This is a genomic window from Streptomyces sp. NPDC001515 (assembly GCF_053597115.1).
This window is the reverse complement of record NZ_JBSFHN010000003.1, coordinates 127,704-143,954: the sequence shown is the minus strand read 5'-3', so window position 1 is coordinate 143,954 and position 16,251 is coordinate 127,704. Positions and strand designations below refer to the sequence as shown.

Sequence of the window (16,251 nt, the reverse complement as noted above, 5' to 3'; positions counted from 1 at the left end):
CGCGTCCCACCACTGGAGGTTCCCATGCCCAAGGGCTACTGGGTGAGCGTCTACCGCACCATTTCCGACCCCGAGAAGCCGGCCGCCTACAACGAGTTGGCCCGTCTCGCCGTCGGGCCCAAGGGTGGCCGGACCTTCGTCGCCGGCGGCCGGGTCATGGCTCATGACGCCGGAATCGCCGAGCGCACCGTCCTGGTCGAGTTCGACAGCTTCGAGCGGGCCGTCGCGGCGCGTGAGAGCGCGGCCTACCAGCGGGCGCTGGACGCCCTCTGCGACGGCGTCGAGCGCGACTTCCGCATCGTCGAAGGCACCGACTGACCCGAGGCCGGGGCGGATCGTCACCGAAGGCCACGCGGAGATCCAAGAGGCCCGACTCGCCAGAGGACCCGGAGGCAGCGGACCATGACGGCGTTCCCCTCACAGGCGGAGGTGACCCGCGCCGTGATCACAGGGCGCTGTTGACGATGGGCCGGGCCGGCGTCAGGCGGTGAAGACGCGCTCGGTATCGCCGCGCCGCGTGTGCAGGTCCCAGTAGAGGGGGGCGACGGACTCGGCCGGGGCCGTCGGTACTCCGGGCGGGCCGCCGGCGCCGATCCACACGCCGATGGCGACGTGCGCGGCCTGGATACCGGTGTCGGCCAGTTCCTTGTGCAGACCGAGCACCCAGTTGCGCAGCGCGGCCTGGGCGGCGTTGACATTGCCGAGCGCCGGGTTGGGGTCGATCGAGCCGGCGCCGTTGGTGTAGAGCAGGGTGCCGGCGCCGGCCTCGCGCATTGCGGGCAGCACGGCCCGTGTGGCGGTGATGGCCCCGTAGAGCAGGATGTCCATCGCCCACCGCACATCGGACGGGTCGGTCTCGGACGGTGCGGCGAGAGGCGTGGATTCGAGGCTCCCGGCCGGGGAGTACTCCAGGACGTCGATGCCACCGAAGCGGGTGGCGGCGTCCTTGAGCGCCTGGGTGAGTGCGGCATGGTCGAGTACGTCCGCGGGGAACGCGGCGGCGGTGATGCCTTCGGCGGCGAGCCGGCCGACCAGGTCGTCGAGCTTGCCACGGTCGCGGGCGACAAGAGCGACGTCGAAGCCGCGGGAGCCGAAGGTGCGGGCGATGGCCAGGCCCATACCGGGGCCGGCTCCGACGATGGCGATGCTGGGCACAGGGCTTCCTTTGCTGGGTAATCGGTCGGGAAAGGAGCGGTCCGGGGCGACGCCGAGCGCCGGCGTACCGAGGTGCCGGCGACGGCGTCCTCAGCGCTCGGGACCGTCGGCGAAATGGTTGTCGTGGGCTTCGTGCAGCCGGCTGAGATCACGTACGTCAGCGGTGGCAAGCCGCGTGAAGTACTCCTCCCGCGGTACGCCCGGCGAGAGCGCCATGAGGAGGGCGGCGGGTTCGGTGCGCTCCTTCCGGATCGCGTGGACGTCACCCGCCGCCGCGTGCGCGGTGTCGCCGGGCCGCAGCGTTCTCCAAGTCCGCCCGTCGAAGTAGTCGACCTCTCCCTGCTCGACGACGAAGGTTTCGCTGAAGGTCGTGTGGAAGTGCGGGGACGGCCCCCGGCTGGACGGGGACATGCGCCACCGGTAGATGCTCACCGTCCCACCGGTCTCCGCCGGTCCGGCGAGGACCTCGATGCTCGATCCGCCGGCGCCCAGCCGGATCGTCCGTGTCTCTCGGGTGTGCTCGGGCTGCCCGTCGAACCAGGCAACCGACTCCGTGTTGTTCATGCCCCGAGTGTCGGGACTTCGACGTTCCGCTCGCGCTCACTTCGGCGGTGGCCTAACAATGGGGTGATGATCCGCTACCGCTTGGGGGCCGGCGCCGCGAGGGTGCGATGGGCGATGTCGCCGATCCACGAAGTGGTCAGCCTTGCGCAGCTGTTGACCGAGCAGCGGCGCCACCCGGTCTTCCATCCATGGCTTCGCCGCCGTCAACGCCGCCTCACACCGCTGGACTTGAGCGCGCTCACCGTCTTCCTCGCCGATGGCGCCTACCGGCCCGACTTCCTCGACCCCTCGCCGCAGTCCAGCGAGCCGACGTTCGAGGAAGGCGTGGAGCAACTCCTCGCCGCGCCGAGGGACCAGATGTATGCCGAGCTGGTCGACGCCACGACGGGGCGCGGAACGGACGTGGCCCGCCGGCTGCTCGACGACCCCGACCGGGTCAGGTCCGAGGCCGCCACGGCGCTGCGTCGCCTGTGGAAGGCGGTGGTGGAACCGGAATGGCCGTCCATGCGGCAGGCCCTGCGCGCCGAGATGCTGGACCGAGCCCTCCAGGTCAACCGCGAGGGACTGCGCGCGGTCCTCCCGCGCCTGCACCCTTCCGCTGTGTGCGGAGACGACACCGTCAGCGTCATGAAGGCGGTCGATATCGACGTCGACTGCCCCGAGGGACTCATTCTCGTTCCGTCCCTGTTCATCACCGACCGGATGCAGTGCACCACCTCCGACCACTGGACCCCGGCGATCTACTACCCGGCATCCGGACGGTACCTCTGGTCGGCACCCGCCACCCCGAGATCCCTCGACCGCCTCCTGGGAGCGACCCGGTCGAAGATCCTCGCCGCCCTCACCACGCCGCTGCAGACAACCGTCGTGGCCGGGCTGGTCGGCGTCACCCCTCCGACGGCCAGCGAGCACCTCACGATCCTGCGCGACGCCGGGTTGATCGACAGCAGCCGGACCGGTCGCACAGCCACGCACGAACTCACCCCGGCCGGCCGCACCCTCCTGGAAGCGGCCTCGCCGCGCCCCTGAAGACGGCGGCGCCGAGCCGGACGACCGCGACCCTCAGCAGCATGTCCTTGACCGGCCCTCCCGCGCTGCTCGTCGCGCCGCCGGCTACGACGCCCCTTGCCCGTCGCCCCCACTGCCGCCCCGCCACCAGCCCGGGATGCCGACGCAGGAACACTCGCGAGGACGACGATGCGTCCGGCCCGAAGTGAGCGGCACGCGCGCCGGGCGGCGCGCCCCCAGCGGCCCGATCGAGAGCCAACTCCCGCTGGACCGAGGCCCGCACGAAGCGCTCGCCGCCGCCGCCCTCGCCGACACCGTCCTGACCTGCGGCAGTCGGTTCCGGCCGCCTTGACCCCATGCCCCCTGCACAGCAGGAATCCTCCCGGCCGTTGTTCAGCGGCGCCCACTCCGCCTCCGTGTCGACCCGGCCCATCGCCCGCCACAGATCGTGTGCGACGACGTTCACCCCGACCGCACAGGATTCGCCCTACCGGCCGCAGGATGTCCAACCACCTCGACGAACTCACCCTGCGAATCGGCAACGTCATCGACCGGCCGACCGTCCGGCTCACCTGCGGTGTCCAACTCCGCTTCCTCGACCTCCTTGACGCCGACATCGGAAAAACCCGCTGGCCCCAGACCTGTTGCTGAGCGCTTCATCCGGCCTGTGAGTGCGGGAGTCGGACCCCCCTGGGGGCAGGTGCACCACCACCCCGGTACTGGGCGGTGCAGACTACGCACATGCAGCTCCCCGCAGAAGCCGTAGCCACTGCTGTGTTGCTGGAGGTCATAAGGATCTCCGAACTCCCGCCAAAGCGAGGCGCCCCGTATCCCGGCAGGGAAGGAGCCCACTGGATCGGGAGCGAGGCAGCCGACGTCCTGGCCTTGATCGAGAGCTTGCCCGGCAGCGAGCAGCACCGCTGCGGCTTCTCGCCGGGCTGGAGCCTCCGGGCGTACGCGGACACTCTCGACCTGGCGCTGTTCGAGGCGGCGTTCTGCTTCAGGTGCCATGAAGTCCGCATGCAGGGAACCGCCGTGCCATCCGCACTGGCGACGCAGTTCTTCGACGCGAGTGCCCCGCAGGCGCAAGCCCTCCTGGCCCTCTTCCGCGAGGCGGCCCCGTAGCCGGTCGGCCCCTGTCACAAGACCTGAAACGGAGGCCCGCGAAGTCCTGGGCCAGACGGTGTCTTCCGATGATCACCGCTGGTGGATCATGGTGGCGCGATATGGCGTCATACACGGTCCGATGCTGAGTGGGAGTTGGTTACCAACGAGAGCATCGCCCAGTGGCGGGAGATCATCGAGGAGGCTGAGTGCCGGCCCCACGGCATCTGCGGCTGGGCAAGCTGCCGAACCTGCGCCTGGCCGGGCCGGCCCGCCAGGACAACAGGAAGACCAGCCCTGGAAGAGGTCGTAGCGACCCGCTACGTGACGCCCCTGCGTGAGGGCGGCTCGCTCTCCGGGCCGTTGCGAGGGGCCTGGTCGCATGGGCCGTCATGCCGCCGAACGCGCTGCCAAGGGCACGCCGCGTGGCTGCTGGCGAGGTCAGGGACTGCTGACCTGCGGTCCGAGACGTCCTGTGCCCGGCGATTCCTACGGGCAGGACTCGTCGAACTTCACAGCCGTCAGCTCGACCGGCTGGCCGTTCAGGGTCGCCCCGGGGCTCGGCGACTGGGTGCACACCTGCCAGTTGCTCTCCATCAGCACCATGCGACCCTCCCTGGCGTCGGTCACGGTGATCGACGTCCCTGAGTCAAGGGCTCCGCGGGCCGCCTTCACGGAGTTACCGGACAGGCTCGGCATCGTGCCGCCGACAACCTCAGGCGCCTTCAGGTCCTTTGCCGGGCATGACTCGTCGAGCTTCACAGCCCCGAAGTCCAGTTCGGTGTCGACCGGGATCGTCTTGCCGGCCGCGTAGTTCTGCGAGCACACTTTCCAGTTGCGGTCGAACGCCTGCATCCGGTCCCGGCCCGCGCTGTCATGTGACTTGAGAAGATGGAACCCGTCGGCCTGCGCCTTGTCCTTCGCGGACTGGAGCCCCATCCCGACAAAGTTCGCGACGGTCCGAGCCTCTGCAGGCTCGTCACTCTTCGCAGACGGTTTCGGCTCAGCCGGGGTTGCCGCCGGCAGCGGAGTTCCGGGCGACTCGGCTGCCGGAGTAGCCGGATCGCAGCCAACCAGCGTGACAACGGCCAGACAGCTGAGAGCGGCAGCGAGCGTGCGGATGCGCATGGCGTTCCCCCGAGGATGCTTCGTGAAGGCATGACCGTAGCGTCGCGAAATGAGGCGGGGGAGCAAGATGTTCCGGTGGTGACGGAGTTGTGACCAACGAGTGAAGGGCTAGCGGGGAGGGTTCTCCAGTTCGCGCGCCAGCACCCACGTCTCCTCGTCGCGCCGGCACGTAACGCGAACCCTGATCGGGAGATGCGTGTAGCGGTCCTGCCATCCCTCGGCAGTGGCGCCCGTCATCCAATGCCCAGGTCGCGTGCGCTCGACTGCAAACGGGCGTCGTCGACCCATCTCAAGCGGCATTGCCCCGGTCCGTCGCCCGTTCTCGTCAGCTCCGTCGATGCCGGGGGCGAATCGGAACGGGCCCCATACGTGGGCGTCCGAATCCGCCTGAGTGAACTCGGGCGTCGGGTTGAGGACCCTGTGGTCCATGTCGTCGTTCACCATCTCCAGCTGCACCGAGGTCAGGTCTCCAAGGCTGTCCGGGCCGGCTAGGTGCGCCGTGATGCTGCCGTTGCTTCCGAACTGGCCGGTGAAGGCCAGCTTGATGTCGGGCGTGCGGTCTTCGTGCCAGCGTTCACATGCGATACGGGCGACGGCGTTGGCCGTGGTGTTGGCGCGGTGGGCGGCAAACCAGGCGCCAGCGGCGGCAACCGCGCTCAGGCCGGCTGTACCGAAGGTCGCGACGTCGCCCCAGTGGATGTCCATGCGCCAGGACTCTACGGTCGGTCACTGACAGACGCCCCCGCTCTTATTCGAGGGCGGGGCGCAGTGCTTTGCGCAGCGTTTCAGCCGAGCGGGCGGGCACGCTCTTCAGGACGCTACAGCGGTCCACGCCCAATGCCGCGACCCTCGGGTGACAGGCAATGTCGGTGAGACCGCCGGAACGCCACTCCGGTGCAACTAGCGCTACCCCTGTGCGGAGGTAGTCAGCTCCATCATCAGCCGGAAGTAGGTTGCACCGTCGATCTCCTCCTTGTCGTACTGGCGCATCAGTTCCTCGATCCTGGCCTTCAGCTCTCCTCGGTCCACTGGCATCTCCCCACGCATCTTCTTTGGGGGGACAGTAGCGCGACGCGAGCCCCGTGCGGCGGCGAGCCGTTGGCTCTCCACGCCCCTTGCAAGCGGGCCGTCTCCGTGGATCCATGGCGGTACTGCACGAGCGAGCATGTCCCCGTCAGTCGCACCCGTTCGACGCTTCCTGCCCGAACTGAACCAGCGCATAACGTTCCCTTATGCGTCGCCTGAGGGTGAACCGCCAACCTGAAGCTCGCCTGAGGGGCGCAGCGCGCCATGCGTGGAGTTGGGCAGCCCTGGGGTACCGCAGATTCCCAGCGTCGGGCGAGTTACGGCAGTATGGGTGGTCTTGCCGGGCAACAGTGCTTCCAGGACAACGGCCGCAAAATGTGCTTCCCGGCAGCCCCTCATCGCCGGCGACCTCCTCCACGGCAACGGCTCGGCCGCCAAGGCCGTCGTCGTGGGTGCGGTGCGGAACCTCCCACGTCAACTCGCTGCCGTCGAGATCCCGCACTCGGTATGCCTGCAGTAGTGCGTAGACGCGCTCTTAGCCGTCGCGGGTAATGGGGCGCTGCTCAGGTTTTGGCGGCCAGGTTGCGGCCGGGTGGGCTTCCGGCGCCCCCTGTTGCGTTCGGCCTTCCTCTCTCGCCCCCGATGACATGCCGGATCGTGCGAGGCTAGATCCGCTTGACAGAGGCCAGTCCCTGGTGGCCGTCTTCCGTCTCTGCCGTCTCGCCGAAATGGCGAAGGTCCCAGTCGATCAGGCTCTGGCCGCGGCTTCGGAACCGGTCGGCTAGCTCCCAGACCTCGCGACTGTCCACGAACGTGACCTCGGGGCGCTTCAGGCCGTGGGCGCCCTTCAGGGTCAGCCACTGCTGTGACTCCTCATCGAAGCGCCAGTAACCGTGCAGGTACTGATTCCGCTCGCGGAAGTCCTTCTCGACCGCGTCGAGGATCGGCGTCAGTTCGCTCCGACAGGCAGGGGCCAGAGGGGATTCCAGTAGCTGCTTTCGGCACTGCCTGATGAGAGCGCCACCGGTGGCCACGGCCGCCGCGTCGGAGTACGCCTTGGCCAAGCCGGCAAGATGCCCATCGATCCCGTGCAGGTTGTACTCGACGGCCGCGGCTTCGCGGGCGACGAGTCCCAGCCCCACGTTGACGGCGATCTCGTCTTCGTCTGCGCCGTCGAGGAGGTGGGGGAGGGGCGCTTCGAAGTCGGTGACAGGCTGGGCCGTCTTGTGCATCAGGTCTCCGCGGTGTTGTCAGTACTTGGCACCAGCCTGCACGAAGCCCGCCCCCTGCCGCACCTGCGGCAGGATCAGGCGTTCATCAATCGGTGGATTGCTAAGTCAAGCCCTCAGCAGGCTGTCTGCTTCGGCGGTCAAGAGTCCGGCTGGTCCCCAACAAGGTGAAGCGAGGGTGCCCCGAATGCCCGCAGGGGTGTACGGCAGCGCCGTCCCGCCTCACGACGTGTACTGCATGTCGGCGACCTCTACGTGGGGGCTGCCGGGGCAGGGGCACTCCAGTTCTTCGCTCCGGTCCGTTCCGGCGCGCGCTGGCGAGCGTCACAGCGCCGGATACGTCCCGCCGAACACGGGTGTCAGCTGCTCATCCGCCCACTCGGCGAAGGTGGTGACGGGTATGCCCAGCTCCCGGGCAAACTCGGGCCGGGCAGGCTGGAGGACCGCGTTATTCCAGTCGTGTCCGGCTCCCCACGTCGGCATGCCCGCGGCGATGGCCTCTTCCAGGCTCATGGAGGGCGCGGTCACGGGAACGCCCCAGGCGGCGGCCATGGTCTGCGCGATCTGCTCCATCGTGCGCAGATCACCCGCCAGTTCCAGCTCCACCTGGTGGAATCGGTCAGGGTCTCGAAGGGCGTGCGCCGCAGCCGTGCCGATGTCCCGCACGGCCACCAGGGCCAATTCGGTCTGTGGCTTCAGCACCGTCAGCAGTCCGCCGCGCGGCCCCGCGGGTGCCAGCAGAGGCAGGTTCTCCATGAAGAAGGCGGGCTTGATGACCGTCCAGCGGGCAAAGCCCGCACCCCGCACCGCCTCCATGATCGCCTGTTTGGTACGAAAGTAGTCCTCCATCGCCGCCCAGCGGCCCTCGGCCCAGCCGGCGACCCGGGTGTGTTCACCGACTCCACTGGTCGAGGACTGCACGAACTGCCGTACTCCCTCAGCCTTCGCCGCGTTCACCAGGTTGGTCGCTTGGGCGAGCTCGCCCGCGAAGTCCACGCTGGTGTCGGTCATGGGCGGCACCTGCACCGAGAACACCGCGCGGACTCCCGCGACCGCCGGGCCGAGGGAGTCCCGGTCGGAGAGATCCGCCCGCACCAGCTCGGCGCCCAGCGCCTCGATCGCTCGGGCGGACTCCGAGCGCGGATCGCGGACGAGTGCACGTACGGGCACATCGGCGGCCAGGAGGGCGCGGGCCGTGGCCCCGCCTTGCTGACCGGTGGCTCCGGTAACCAGGACGGTATCGCTGCTGGTGGGCATGGTTGCTGCTCCCCGTGGACGAGAGGAAATGAAAACGGCGGGGCCCGCCGTTTCTCCTGCCGCTAAGATATGGCGGGGCCCGCCATTTAGCAATGAGGAGATCATGACCGGTCAGCGTTCGGACGCCCGACGCAACTACCAGCGCGTCCTCGCCGTCGCCGAAGCCGAGGTCGCCGCGCACGGTGCCGAGGCGTCCCTGGAGCAGATCGCCCGCACCGCAGGCGTCGGCTCGGCGACTGTGCGCCGCCACTTCCCCACCCGCCGCGCCCTGCTCGAAGCCGTCTTTCAGGAGCGCATCGAGGGCCTGTGCGAGCGCGCCCACCGGCTGAGTGCGACCGAGGACGGCCGCACTGCCCTCCTGGAGTGGCTCCACGCCCTCGTCTTCTACGCCGTTTCGGCCCGCGGATTCGCCAACACCCTCAGCTACGAGCCCCCCGCCGAGGAACCCTCCCCGCACTCCTGTGGGAACAGAATCGCAACGGCCGGAACTCCCCTGCTCCAGCGAGCCATTCGCGACAAGGCGGTTGCACCGCACGTCACGTTTCACGACCTGCTGACCCTCGCTGTCGGCATCGCTCTGGCCACCGAACACCACAAGGACCCCGAGGCCCAGGCCGACCGCCTTTTCCGCCTTGCTGTGGAAGGACTCAGCCCTGAGCGCGGCATTGCTGAGACGTCCGAGGATTCGGGATCCTCGGTACCGCTGACAGAAAGCCTGCCGAACGAGCGGCTGTGACACGAGGGATTGCCTCACCAGTGACAACTGACGTGCCTCGACCGGTCCATTCCGCCAGCTCGTTCGACGTCGCCGGTGACAACTCTTGGGCTGCGGCTCACCCGTGACTGAGCGTCATAGTTGGCCATGAGCCTTCCCGCACCCGCCGGACGCTGGTGGGGCAAGGGGGCCTCGTGGTCGTGCGGAACCAGATCGTTTGTCGCGGACGCGAGGCCCCCGCCGTGCCGGGGCGGGCGTTTTCGGATCTCCGGCGGGCGACGAGCTGGTAGCCGATCACCGCTCCCCAGCCCTCACCCGCCACGGCATATGTCTGGTGTCCGAGGTGGTTCATCAGCTCGACGACGTCGTCGCTCATGGTCGCGGAGTCGTAGCCGTCCGACGGTCGGGCGGGGGCGCCGAGACCGCGGAGGTCCGGCACGACGGCGGTGTAGTGGGGCGTCAGCTCGGGAACGAGGTGGCGCCAGTGGTAGCTGGTCTTGGGTACGCCGTGCAGGAGCACCACCGCGGGGCCGGACCCGGCCGCGCGGTCGTGGAGGCTTGTTCCGTTCACCGCGGCTCGGCCGTGCGGACCGGTGTTCCTTCGTAGTCGAACATCATGTTCTACGTCCTGCTCGTGCCCAAGGATGACCAGCAAGTCGTCCTGATCACGGTCGACCCCGGATCACCTGCCGCGCGGGCCCTGCACAGGCTGGCCTGAACCGGGATCCGGCCCGACATGGCACGCTCGCCGTCACCCGCATGCGATAGCCCCACCTAGTCACGCTGCCGGCACCCAGCGAACCACGAAGGCCATGAGGTTCGACTTGCATGACCAGGGCTTGGTGGCGAGGTGTTCGGTTGGCTCCAACCGGCTTGACCGTCGGGCCGAACGCCGATAGTGAGCGGGGGGTAGGGGCTCGCCCACCTGGCCGGCGACCGGTGGTGTGGTGGGCCTCGGAGGGAGAGGTACCCGCAGCAGGCGATGCCTCCTGCGGGGGAGGTTCAGCCGATTTCTCGCAGTCGCAGGTGACGTCGTTGCACAGGAAGTACTTCTGATCCATGTGCGACGCCTTCCGGACCGGGCCGCGCGGGGCCGGGGTTCAGGAGGTGGGGGAGGTCTCGAAGTGGCCCTGGTCGAGGTCGCCGATGAGGTCGGATCCGGTGGGGTTACGGTTCGTGAGGGCCGGGTTCGGGTGCTCGACGCTGGGTTGTTCAGCCAGAGCATGGGCCGACGCCGAGGAAGTCGACGTGGGTGCCGGCTTCCTCGGCGGATCACCGGCTGTCAGCACGTCCTGCCTGCTGTCACGGCGCGGCCGGGCCGCCCGGACCGGAGACTCAGAGCTGACGGGCAGTGAACTGGCGGCGCAGGTATCCGTACCAGGCGTGGACGTACGCGGCACTGACCGCGGCTTCGGGGGCGAAGAGGTCCCAGGCGTGAGGTGCGCCGGGGTACAGGTGCAGTTCGACGGGCACACCGCTGGACTGGAGCCGCGTCGCGTAGCTCAGGTCCTCGTCACGGAAGACGTCGAGCTCGGCGGCCGCGATGAAGGTGGGCGGGAGGCCGGTGAGGTCCGTCGCGCGCGCGGGTGCGCTGTACGGATGCACCTCCTCGGAGCCGGCGCGGTCCCCGAGGACCAGGTTCCAGGCCAGGATGTTGGTCGCGCGGTCCCAGATGCCGATGTCGGTGACCTCGTGACTGGACGCGGTGGTGTTGCGGTCATCGAGCATCGGGTAGCTCAGCGCCTGGAACAGCGGCGCCGGATCGCCCTGGTCGCGGATCATGAGCGCGGTGGCGGCGGCGATACCACCGCCGCCGCTCTGCCCCGCCAGGGCGACGCGGTCCTCGTCGATGCCGAGCGCGGCTGCCTGACTGCGAAGCCAGCGATAGGCGAGCAGGCCGTCCTCGGCGGCGGCCGGGGCGGGAGCCTCCGGCGCGAGGCGGTAGTCGACGGAGGCGACGATGCAGCCGACCTCCAGGACCAGGTGCTTGAGGGTGGGATCGTCCTGGGCCGCGTACCCGAGAACCTGCCCGCCGCCGTGGAACCAGACCAGCACCGGAAGCGGCCCGGCCGCCTCGGTGGGCCGCAGCAGCCGGACGGGGAGGGTGGATCCGTCCGGGCGGGGTGCCCGGACCTCTTCGACCGACACGGACGGCTCATCCGGTATCTGCGCCGCGATCGCCTCGGCGAAGGCGCGGACGCCGAGGCGCGTGCCTTCCAGGTCACTGAGGTCGAACACCCCAGCCTCCGTCATCGGCACCGCCTTCAGGACCTCGGCGAGTTCGAGGTCGAGCCGCTCGTGCGCGTTCCTGGTGTTCATGTCGTTCGTTTCCTCTCGGCTGCGCGACGGCCTACGCCGGATTGCAGCACCCGGCGCCTGGAGCGCGGGGCGCGGCATGGGGCCCGCGACGCCCGACCCCGGGAGGGGTCAGGAGCCGGCCTCCTCTTCTTCCCGCGCCTCGAATGCTTCGCGCGCGCGTTCGATGGTGGGCATGTTCCGCGAGGCCCACGCCAGCAGCACGTCGATGGGATGCCGGAGGGTCTTGCCGAGGGGGGTGATCCGGTACCTGACCGCCACGGGGCGGGTGGAGACGACCTCGCGTTCGATCACGCCGTTCCGTTCGAGCCGCCGAAGCGTCGCGGTCAGCGACTTCTGGGTGACCTGGGGGATGGCCCGGCGAAGTTCGTTGAAGCGGCACGGGCGTTCGCAGAGCTCATTGAGGACGCTGAGCGACCACTTATCGAGGATCTGGTCGAGCAGTTCGCGGTGCGGTGCGTCGATGCGGAGTTCGTCGGCGGTATCCATGGCGAAACCTGATCTCGTTGAAGTGCCCTTTTTCTACTAGGTAGCTTACAGATACCTAGTTCGGAGGAGAGAAACCTATGCCTGTTCAGCACTTCACCCCGGAAGGCATGCTGCAGCCTGTCCCCTATCACCACGTCGCCGTGGGCACGGGGGCGAAGCACGTCCACGTCAGCGGCCAGGTAGCCCGCCAGGCCGACGGGACCCCGGTGGCACCCGGTGATCTAACCGGACAGGTCGCCCAGGCGCTGCGCAACACCGCCGTCGGGCTGGCGGGGGCGGGAGCGTCGTTCGCGGACGTGCTGCGCCTGACATTCTTCGTGACTCAGTGGACCCCGGAGAAGATCGGCGACTTCATGGCCGGTGTGGAGGCCGTCGCCGACGAGATCGGACTACGGCTCCCCCTGCCGCCGGCCTCCCTCATCGGCGTCGACCACCTCTTCGAACCGGACGTTCTCGTCGAGGTCGAGGCGACCGCGCTCCTGGACTGACCCCTTCGAGCCAGGTAACCCCAGCATCCGGTGAGATCCATCGGGCTTCACCCTGCGGGTATGCCGAGCACAGACGGCTGCCCGGGGGGCCTATGCAGTCCGTCAAGGTGGAGGGTTAGCTTGCTGGTGGTGTCAGCTGGGGAAGGGGATGTGGTGGGGGCGTCGGGTGGAGGGCCGAAGGCGCGGGCCGTCGAGGAGTGGTGCGACGTCTATGACCTGCTGGATGCCGTTCGGCAGCGGCCGAACGCATGGGTGCGCAACGGCTCGTTGCAGGAACTGGCGGTGATGATGTTCGGGTACCACCTCGCGCTTCAGGTCCATGATGTTGATGAGGCGTTCGAGTTCCACCGTGGGAGTGGAGGGTTTGCCTCCTGGCTAAGCAGGACCCGTGGGTGGTCGATGGCGACCGGGTGGGACGCTGCGGTCATGGAGAATCTGCCTGGCGAACCTCCGCTTGACGCCTTCATCCGGCTCGTGGACGAGTACCGAGAATTCGCAGGTCAGCCAGGTTCGTGAAGTCTCTCGGCCATGCGGTCTGGTCATGCTGAGCGAGCGGGGTGGGGTTCGTAGAAGGTTCCGTCACGGAGCATTGCGAACAGGACATCGGCCCGCCGCCGGGCGAGGCGGAGCAGGGCCTCGGTGTGGTGCTTGCCCTGGGCGGTCTTCTTGTCGTAGTAGCCCAGGATGCCGGGTCGCCGAGGGCTGCAAAGGCGGAGAGGAAGAAGGCACGTTTGAGCTGCTTGTTCCCTCGGCGGGAGGGCTGTTCGCCCCGGATCGAGGAGCCTGAGCTGCGGGTTGCCGGGGCGAGTCCGGCGTAGGCGGCGAGGTGGGCAGCGGAGGGGAAGCTGCTGCCGTCGCCGACCTCGATGAGGATCCTGGCTCCGGTCCTGATGCCGACTCCGGGCATCGAGATCAGGACCTGGGAAAGAGGGTGGGCCTCCAGCAGTTCCTCGATCCGCCCGGCCAGGAGCTTGCGCTGGTCGAGGACGGCGGCGAGCGAGCCGGCCAGGCTCGGGACGATCAAAGCGGCCGCTTCGGTGTCGGGAACCACCACGGTCTGTTCGTCCAGCGCGGTGAATATGTCCTCGACCAGCCGCTCGGCCATCCTCGGCGCTTTCGGCCGCAGCAGCGTGACCAGCCGTCGGCGGCCTGCCTTTTGGATCTGGGCCGGGGAACCGAACCGCTCCAGCAGGGCCAGGACAGCCGGGTGCTGCAGCCGCGGGCCCAGGACCCGTTCCGGGTGGATCTGGGTGAGCAGGCCGTGGAGCCGGTTCGCGACGCGGGTGGCCTCACCGGTCGGGTCGTCGTCGAAGCCGACGATCATCTCCTACTCGAGGTCGACCGAGCGCAGCGTGTGAGGCATCGTGCGGGTGGCGTCGGCGATGATGAACGCGTCCCTCGCGTCGGTCTTGGCCTCGCCCGGGTCGAGGTCGGCGATTCGCCGCATCGTCAGGCCGGGCAGGTAGGCGACGGGGCCGCCCATGTCCCTGGCGACCGCCAGGGGCAGGGCGCCGATCGAGGCCGGCTGGTCGACCACGACCAGCATCGTTCCGTGCTTGGCCTGGAGTTTCGCGAACAGCTTGCGAAACTTGGGCTCGGTGTTGGGCAGGCGCTTGTCGAACGCCTTCTTCCCGGCCGGTGTGACAGCGGTGGCGTGGTGTTCGCCCTTGCGGACGTCCAGCCCGAGGAAGACGTCGATGTCGTCGGACTCGATCACGTGCGTCCTCCGGTCGTGCTTCTGCCCGGCCTCGTCCACGGCACCGATCGCCACATCCACATGACGAAGAGCCTCCCGACCTGCGAACAGGCATGGTTAGCAAGGGGGGAAGTCATGCCGGGCCCGGAGGCAGGTAGCCCCGTTGCGGGGCCACCAAAAAGGTAATGGGGGAAGGGGCGGTGTCGGCGCGGTCGGCGTCGAGGTCTCAGCGAACGCGTCCGACGGCCGATGTGCTCGTCTGCGCCTACGCCAAGGCGTCAACCTTGCCGATGAGTCCAGCCGGGGTGGTGCCGGGCGTGACCACGAGATCGACGTTGTACCCCTGATCGCAGAAGACCACTTCGATGGTCCGGGGCACGCAGTCACGGAATGTGCAGGCGATTGTGGCCGCGTCGGCAGGGTCAGCGGACCCCCCTCCGCGATCACCCTCGGTTACTATGCTCACTTCACGCCGGAATTGGTAGCAAGGGATGCGGCACCATCAGCGGGTCTTCTTGGGGAGCGGGGGAGGCCGGCGCGCCCGCCGAAACCCCCGAGATCGACCCCAGCGCCGTTGGCCCGTGATTCCCGCCTCTACGCTTCGGAGAAGTGGTCCGTGGAGTGTAGGGCTGAAGAGATGGGTGGCCTGGAACAGTGCTGGAAGAGGTCGTAGCGACCCGCTACGTCACGCCTCTGCGTGAGGGCGGCTCGCTGCCCGGGATCGTCGAGGCCGATGATCTCGGGACGTACGTCATGAAGTTCACCGGGGCCGGTCAGGGCCGCAAGACGCTGGTCGCGGAGGTGATCTGCGGGCAGCTCGGGCGGCGGCTGGGGCTGCGGGTGCCGGAGCTGGTGCAGATCGAGCTGGACCCCGTGATCGGGCTGGCGGAGCCGGACCAGGAGGTGCAGGAGCTGCTGCGGGCCAGTGGCGGGCTCAACCTGGGGATGGACTTCCTACCGGGCTCGCTGGGCTTCGATCCGCTGGCGTACGCGGTGGACCCGCGCGAGGCGGGCCGGGTCGTGTGGTTCGACGCGCTGATCAACAACGTCGACCGGTCGTGGCGCAATCCGAACATGCTGGTCTGGCACGGGGACCTGTGGCTCATCGACCACGGCGCCACCATGATCTGGCACCACAACTGGCCCGGCGCGCAGGCGTCCGCCGCCAAGCCGTACAACGCCTCTGACCACGCGCTGGCCCCGTTCGGACCGGACATCGCCTCGGCCGCCGCCGAGCTGGCGCCGCTGGTCACGCGGGAGCTGCTGGCCGAGGCCGCCGCCGACGTGCCGGAGGCGTGGCTGGCCGACGAACCGGGCTTCGACTCGACCGACGCGCTCCGGGAGGCGTACGTGGAGGCGCTGCTGGCGCGGGCGGCCACGATCCACGAGCGGATCATCATGGACGCGCCCACCACGGACGGGCCCTCCCGGGCCCCGGGCTGGATCTCCGAACGGCTCGCCCCCCGGCACGACGACAGGACCAGCGAAGAGGGCGCCCGGCCGTGACTGAACGCGATGTCTTCGAGTACGCCCTGCTCCGGGTGGTGCCGCGCGTGGAGCGCGGTGAGTTCTTCAATGCCGGTGTGGTCGTCTACTGCCGAGCCAAGGGCTTCGTCGCCGCCCGTACCGCCCTGGACGAGGGCAAACTGCGCGCCCTGGACCCCGGCGCCGATCTGGCCGGGGTGCGGGCGGCGCTGCACGCCGTCGAGGGGGTCTGCCGGGGCGGCGCGTACGCGGGCCAGGCCGCCGGTGACGAACCGGGCCGGCGCTTCCGCTGGCTGATCGCGCCGCGCTCCACCGTGATCCAGCCCGGCCCGGTGCACAGCGGTCTCACCACCGATCCCTCGGCCGAGGTCGAACGCCTCCTCGACCTGCTGGTGCGCTGAATCCGCCCCGACGGCGCCGCCCCCGCACGACGCGGGGGCGGCGCCGTCGGTGTGTGACATGCACCGCTGCCTCCGTGTGCCGTTGACACCGGGTGCCAGGGCTTCTAGCGTCTCGTCTGCTGAAGGTACTAAGCGGTTGCTCAGTTATCGGGTGCGTTCTCGCGGGAACGTTCCGACGTCCGCTGAGCCG

Annotated in this window: 19 protein-coding genes and 3 pseudogenes; 11 read left to right on the top strand and 11 right to left on the bottom strand. The window is 69.0% G+C overall.

From position 1 onward, the window contains the following. Nucleotides 1-24 precede the first annotated feature (24 nt). Nucleotides 25-318, top strand: coding sequence for a DUF1330 domain-containing protein (locus tag ACWCXC_RS05780; RefSeq protein ID WP_450886831.1), 294 nt, complete (start codon nt 25-27; stop codon nt 316-318). A 162-nt stretch (nt 319-480) separates the two neighbouring features. Here the strand turns inward: ACWCXC_RS05780 and ACWCXC_RS05775 are convergent, their stop codons facing one another. Together ACWCXC_RS05775 and ACWCXC_RS05770 are read right to left on the bottom strand one after the other, a co-directional pair. Next, the gene (locus ACWCXC_RS05775; protein ID WP_450886829.1) at nt 481-1,155 is read right to left on the bottom strand and encodes an SDR family NAD(P)-dependent oxidoreductase; all 675 of its coding nucleotides are present in this window, start codon (nt 1,153-1,155) and stop codon (nt 481-483) included. Nucleotides 1,156-1,245: 90 nt separating this feature from the next. After that, nucleotides 1,246-1,719 carry a cupin domain-containing protein gene (locus ACWCXC_RS05770; RefSeq protein WP_450886827.1) on the bottom strand — a complete coding sequence of 158 codons (474 nt, stop codon included), beginning with the start codon at nt 1,717-1,719 and terminating at the stop codon, nt 1,246-1,248. 228 nt (nt 1,720-1,947) lie between these two features. Here ACWCXC_RS05770 and ACWCXC_RS05765 point away from each other — a divergent pair, with 228 nt between their 5' ends. The 4 genes from ACWCXC_RS05765 to ACWCXC_RS05750 all read left to right on the top strand — a co-directional run bounded on the left by ACWCXC_RS05765 (nt 1,948) and on the right by ACWCXC_RS05750 (nt 3,852). Further along, the gene (locus tag ACWCXC_RS05765) at nt 1,948-2,748 is read left to right on the top strand and encodes a DUF5937 family protein (protein WP_450886825.1); all 801 of its coding nucleotides are present in this window, start codon (nt 1,948-1,950) and stop codon (nt 2,746-2,748) included. 184 nt (nt 2,749-2,932) lie between these two features. Further along, complete coding sequence (locus tag ACWCXC_RS05760) at nt 2,933-3,079, top strand: hypothetical protein (protein WP_450679984.1); 147 nt, start codon at nt 2,933-2,935, stop codon at nt 3,077-3,079. A gap of 149 nt (nt 3,080-3,228) precedes the next feature. Then, nucleotides 3,229-3,378: a hypothetical protein gene (locus ACWCXC_RS05755; RefSeq protein WP_450679985.1), complete on the top strand. Its 150-nt coding sequence runs from the start codon at nt 3,229-3,231 to the stop codon at nt 3,376-3,378. A gap of 234 nt (nt 3,379-3,612) precedes the next feature. Continuing rightward, the gene (locus ACWCXC_RS05750; RefSeq protein ID WP_450679986.1) at nt 3,613-3,852 is read left to right on the top strand and encodes a hypothetical protein; all 240 of its coding nucleotides are present in this window, start codon (nt 3,613-3,615) and stop codon (nt 3,850-3,852) included. 468 nt (nt 3,853-4,320) lie between these two features. On the opposite strand, the gene ACWCXC_RS05745 is transcribed toward ACWCXC_RS05750, so the two are convergent. From ACWCXC_RS05745 to ACWCXC_RS05725, 5 genes are all read right to left on the bottom strand, one after another. After that, entirely contained in the window at nt 4,321-4,959 is a 639-nt protein-coding gene (locus ACWCXC_RS05745; RefSeq protein WP_450886822.1) for a hypothetical protein, read from the bottom strand. A gap of 108 nt (nt 4,960-5,067) precedes the next feature. Beyond that, nucleotides 5,068-5,664 (bottom strand): hypothetical protein, encoded by a 597-nt coding sequence (locus tag ACWCXC_RS05740; RefSeq protein ID WP_450886820.1) that lies wholly within the window; start codon nt 5,662-5,664, stop codon nt 5,068-5,070. Between the two features lie 201 nt (nt 5,665-5,865). After that, complete coding sequence (locus tag ACWCXC_RS05735) at nt 5,866-5,988, bottom strand: hypothetical protein (RefSeq protein WP_450886818.1); 123 nt, start codon at nt 5,986-5,988, stop codon at nt 5,866-5,868. Nucleotides 5,989-6,650: 662 nt separating this feature from the next. After that, nucleotides 6,651-7,217, bottom strand: coding sequence for a hypothetical protein (locus ACWCXC_RS05730; protein WP_450679989.1), 567 nt, complete (start codon nt 7,215-7,217; stop codon nt 6,651-6,653). A gap of 321 nt (nt 7,218-7,538) precedes the next feature. Continuing rightward, nucleotides 7,539-8,471, bottom strand: a complete 933-nt coding sequence (locus ACWCXC_RS05725) for an NmrA family NAD(P)-binding protein (protein ID WP_450679990.1) — start codon at nt 8,469-8,471, stop codon at nt 7,539-7,541. 103 nt (nt 8,472-8,574) lie between these two features. On the opposite strand from ACWCXC_RS05725, the gene ACWCXC_RS05720 reads away from it, so the two are divergent. Beyond that, a complete protein-coding gene (locus tag ACWCXC_RS05720) occupies nt 8,575-9,207 on the top strand; it encodes a TetR/AcrR family transcriptional regulator (protein WP_450679991.1) in 633 nt (210 codons plus the stop codon). Nucleotides 9,208-9,451: 244 nt separating this feature from the next. Here the strand turns inward: ACWCXC_RS05720 and ACWCXC_RS05715 are convergent. Then, nucleotides 9,452-9,804: pseudogene (locus tag ACWCXC_RS05715) on the bottom strand (alpha/beta fold hydrolase); the annotation flags it as partial. A 7-nt stretch (nt 9,805-9,811) separates the two neighbouring features. Between ACWCXC_RS05715 and ACWCXC_RS05710 the strand changes: the two are divergent. Continuing rightward, a pseudogene (locus ACWCXC_RS05710) lies at nt 9,812-9,904 on the top strand (transcriptional regulator); the annotation flags it as partial. A 617-nt stretch (nt 9,905-10,521) separates the two neighbouring features. Here ACWCXC_RS05710 and ACWCXC_RS05705 read toward each other — a convergent pair. Both ACWCXC_RS05705 and ACWCXC_RS05700 read right to left on the bottom strand, forming a co-directional pair. After that, a complete protein-coding gene (locus ACWCXC_RS05705; protein ID WP_450679992.1) occupies nt 10,522-11,505 on the bottom strand; it encodes an alpha/beta hydrolase in 984 nt (327 codons plus the stop codon). 108 nt (nt 11,506-11,613) lie between these two features. Continuing rightward, nucleotides 11,614-11,991, bottom strand: a complete 378-nt coding sequence (locus ACWCXC_RS05700; protein ID WP_450886815.1) for a winged helix-turn-helix transcriptional regulator — start codon at nt 11,989-11,991, stop codon at nt 11,614-11,616. Between the two features lie 77 nt (nt 11,992-12,068). Here ACWCXC_RS05700 and ACWCXC_RS05695 point away from each other — a divergent pair, with 77 nt between their 5' ends. Next, nucleotides 12,069-12,479: a RidA family protein gene (locus tag ACWCXC_RS05695; RefSeq protein ID WP_450886813.1), complete on the top strand. Its 411-nt coding sequence runs from the start codon at nt 12,069-12,071 to the stop codon at nt 12,477-12,479. A gap of 120 nt (nt 12,480-12,599) precedes the next feature. After that, entirely contained in the window at nt 12,600-12,995 is a 396-nt protein-coding gene (locus ACWCXC_RS05690; RefSeq protein ID WP_450886811.1) for a hypothetical protein, read from the top strand. Nucleotides 12,996-13,018: 23 nt separating this feature from the next. Here ACWCXC_RS05690 and ACWCXC_RS05685 read toward each other — a convergent pair. Continuing rightward, nucleotides 13,019-14,196, bottom strand: a pseudogene (locus ACWCXC_RS05685) (IS110 family transposase). A 633-nt stretch (nt 14,197-14,829) separates the two neighbouring features. Here ACWCXC_RS05685 and ACWCXC_RS05680 point away from each other — a divergent pair. Both ACWCXC_RS05680 and ACWCXC_RS05675 read left to right on the top strand, forming a co-directional pair. Next, nucleotides 14,830-15,681 (top strand): HipA family kinase, encoded by an 852-nt coding sequence (locus ACWCXC_RS05680; RefSeq protein ID WP_450679996.1) that lies wholly within the window; start codon nt 14,830-14,832, stop codon nt 15,679-15,681. Continuing rightward, the gene (locus ACWCXC_RS05675; RefSeq protein WP_450886809.1) at nt 15,678-16,061 is read left to right on the top strand and encodes a DUF3037 domain-containing protein; all 384 of its coding nucleotides are present in this window, start codon (nt 15,678-15,680) and stop codon (nt 16,059-16,061) included. The genes ACWCXC_RS05680 and ACWCXC_RS05675 overlap by 4 nt, the downstream gene beginning before the upstream one ends. The last annotated feature ends 190 nt before the right edge of the window (nt 16,062-16,251 follow it).

Bases quoted from the DNA above. Each gene is read 5' to 3' on its own strand.
- ACWCXC_RS05755 (WP_450679985.1), top strand. From the start codon at position 3,229: ATGTCCAACCACCTCGACGAACTCACCCTGCGAATCGGCAACGTCATC.
- ACWCXC_RS05725 (WP_450679990.1), bottom strand. From the start codon at position 8,471: ATGCCCACCAGCAGCGATACCGTCCTGGTTACCGGAGCCACCGGTCAG.
- ACWCXC_RS05705 (WP_450679992.1), bottom strand. From the start codon at position 11,505: ATGAACACCAGGAACGCGCACGAGCGGCTCGACCTCGAACTCGCCGAG.
- ACWCXC_RS05730 (WP_450679989.1), bottom strand. From the start codon at position 7,217: ATGCACAAGACGGCCCAGCCTGTCACCGACTTCGAAGCGCCCCTCCCC.
- ACWCXC_RS05770 (WP_450886827.1), bottom strand. From the start codon at position 1,719: ATGAACAACACGGAGTCGGTTGCCTGGTTCGACGGGCAGCCCGAGCAC.
- ACWCXC_RS05740 (WP_450886820.1), bottom strand. From the start codon at position 5,664: ATGGACATCCACTGGGGCGACGTCGCGACCTTCGGTACAGCCGGCCTG.
- ACWCXC_RS05695 (WP_450886813.1), top strand. From the start codon at position 12,069: ATGCCTGTTCAGCACTTCACCCCGGAAGGCATGCTGCAGCCTGTCCCC.
- ACWCXC_RS05700 (WP_450886815.1), bottom strand. From the start codon at position 11,991: ATGGATACCGCCGACGAACTCCGCATCGACGCACCGCACCGCGAACTG.
- ACWCXC_RS05780 (WP_450886831.1), top strand. From the start codon at position 25: ATGCCCAAGGGCTACTGGGTGAGCGTCTACCGCACCATTTCCGACCCC.
- ACWCXC_RS05745 (WP_450886822.1), bottom strand. From the start codon at position 4,959: ATGCGCATCCGCACGCTCGCTGCCGCTCTCAGCTGTCTGGCCGTTGTC.
- ACWCXC_RS05720 (WP_450679991.1), top strand. From the start codon at position 8,575: ATGACCGGTCAGCGTTCGGACGCCCGACGCAACTACCAGCGCGTCCTC.